This window comes from Nonomuraea diastatica (assembly GCF_004349015.1).
Lineage (GTDB): Bacteria > Actinomycetota > Actinomycetes > Streptosporangiales > Streptosporangiaceae > Nonomuraea > Nonomuraea diastatica.
Genome location: NZ_SMKP01000371.1, coordinates 1 through 2,574, shown reverse-complemented (window position 1 = coordinate 2,574; position 2,574 = coordinate 1). Strand labels below are relative to the sequence as shown.

General features: G+C 76.4%; 2 protein-coding genes. Both read left to right on the top strand.

What is annotated here, in order from left to right; all coding sequences use genetic code 11:
- A partial coding sequence (locus tag E1294_RS53980; RefSeq protein ID WP_165977985.1) for a hypothetical protein occupies positions 1-631 on the top strand: 631 nt, incomplete at its 5' end.
- A gap of 19 nt (positions 632-650) precedes the next feature.
- Positions 651-2,574: AfsR/SARP family transcriptional regulator (locus tag E1294_RS51595; RefSeq protein WP_246083891.1), on the top strand; the 1,924-nt coding region annotated here is incomplete at its 3' end.

Below are 2,574 nucleotides of genomic sequence, written 5' to 3'. Positions count from 1 at the left end.
GTGGTGGCCCTGGGCGGCGGGCGCGGCCGTGCTCGTGGCCGCCGTCACCGCCGCCGTGACCGTGCCCGGCCTCTGGAGGGTGAGCTGGCCGTACGAGGCCGACTTCGGGGAATCGTGGGCGGTCGGCCCTTCGGAGGGCGGGAACGCCCGGCTGGCGGGCCCGGCGTACGAGCTGACCGTGAAAGCGTCATGGCGGTTGTGGAAGTCGGCGCCCCGGCGGGAGCCGGACGGCGGCGTGATCATCAGCGCGAAGGCCACTCTGGAGGAGGGCGCCGGGGAGTACGGTGTGTGGTGCCATGGCTCGGCCCGATCCGGAGACCGTTACGAGTTCGCGGTGAGCGGTTCGGGCAGGGCCACGATCGTCAAACGCCGCACGGGCACCCGGGGCCAGACCCTGTTCGGCCCGGCGGATGCGGACAAGGCGGCCGGCAACCGCATCGTGGCGGAGTGCGGCCAGAGCGGGGGCAAGGTGACGCTGCGCATGTGGCTCAACGAACGCCTGGTCGCGGAGGTGTCCGACGCCGACGCCCCCTATGGGCCCGACGAGGCCGGTGTGCACGCGGCCTCCGGCGCCGCCGAGCCCGCCCGTGTGCGCTTCGACTCCTTCGTGCTCAGGCCCGTGGGCGAGTGATGCGGAAAGGTGCGTGAACGTGCGGTTCGGTGTGCTCGGGCCGCTGCGGATCGAGGGCGAGCGGGCGCCTGGGCCGGCCAAGCACCGGGCGTTGCTGGCCGCGCTGCTGCTGGAGGCCCGCGAGCAGGTGCCGGTCGAGCGGCTGATGTCCGTGGTCTGGGACGACCGGCCGCCCGCGTCGGCGGAGTCGGTGCTCAGGGTGTACGTCAGCGCGCTGCGCAAGCTGGTCGACGGCATCCGTACGGTGCCCGGCGGCTACCTGCTGGAGGTGGAGCCGGACGATGTCGACTGCCACCGGTTCGAGCGGCTGGTCGCCGAGGCGAGGCGGCTGCGGGGGGAGGGGCGGATCGCGGAGGCGGCCGACGGGTTCAGGGCGGCCCTGGGGGTGTGGCGAGGTCAGGCGCTGGCCGATGTCGAGTCGTCCGTGCTGCGCAGGTCGCACGCCGTGCCGCTGGAGGAGCTGCGCCTGACGGCGATCGAGGAGCGGGTGCGGCTGGACCTGAGCCTGGGCAGGGGCGCCGAGGTGGTGGGGGAGCTGCGGGCGCTGGTGGGCGCCCATCCGTTGCGCGAGCGGGCCTGGGTACGCCTCATCGAGGCGCTGCACCAGGCGGGCCGCCGTTCTGAGGCGCTCGCGGCCTACCAGGACGCGCGGCGCACGCTGGTCGAGGAGCTGGGGCTGGAGCCGGGCGCCGAGCTGGCCGAGGCGCACCGGCGGGTGTTGTCGGACGAGCAGCCGGGGTCCGCTGACCGGCGGAGCCGCGAGGACGCGGCGCCGATCAACGAGCTGCCGCCGGACGTCTCCGACTTCGCCGGGCGCCGGCAGGTGCTCGACTGGATCGGCACGGCGGTCCGCGAGCAGGCGGCCGCGCCCGTGCACCTGGTGCTGCACGGCCCTCCCGGCTGCGGGAAGTCGGCCGTCGCCGTGCACGCCGCCGCCGGGATCGAGCGTCCCGGCGGCCGCCTCTACGCGGCGCTCGGCGCCCGGCCGCCCGGTGCCGTACTGGAGGATCTGCTGCGCTCGCTGGGCTGCCCCGACGGCGCGGTTCCGCCCGCGCTGGACGAGCGGGTCCGGCTCTACCGCAGCATGACGGCGGGCCGGCGGCTGCTCGTGCTGCTGGACGACGCCGCCGACGAGGCCCAGGTGCGCCCGCTGCTGCCGACGGGGCCCGGCAGCCTCACGCTGGTGACGAGCCGGTCGCCGCTGGCCGGGCTGGAGGCGGCGCGGGCGTACGAGCTGGGGGTGCTCGACGACGACGGGGCCGTGGCCATGCTCGGCGGGGTGACGGGGCACGACCGGGTGCGCGCGGAGCCGGAGGCGGCCCTGCGCATCGTCCGGCTCTGCGGGGGGTTGCCCCTGGCCCTGCGCATCGCCGGGTCCCGGCTGGCCAGGAAGCCTGGCTGGACGCTCGATCATCTCGCGGGACGGCTGAGCGACGAGCGGCGCAGGCTCGACGAGCTCAGCGCGGGCGACCTGGCCGTACGCGGCAGCCTCGCGCTCGGCTACCGCGGTCTCCCCGATCCGGAACGGCGGCTGCTGCGCGAGCTCGGCGCCCTGTCCGCGCCGGACTTCGCGCCGTGGGTGCTGGGGGCGGACCTGGAACCGCTGGCGGAGGCGGGCCTGCTGCAGTCGCGCGGCCTGGACGAGGCGGGCCAGGAACGTTACGGCTGGCACGACCTGACCCGGCTCTACGCCGCCGAACGCCTGGCCGAGGAGGGCAGCGGCGCCCGTACGGTCCTGGAGGCCAGGGCGGCGACCGTCCTGGAGCGGACGAGGCGGGCCAGGGCGGCCCTCCTGCCCGCGGAGCCCGGCACCGGCCGCACGGAGATCCACCCGCCCGGCCGGACCGGCGCCCCGCCGGAGGCAGCCGACTGGGACGCCGGCTTCAGCCGCTGGCCCCTGACGGGTTCGGCGCTGACGGGTTCGGCTCCGAGCGGGGCGGGGC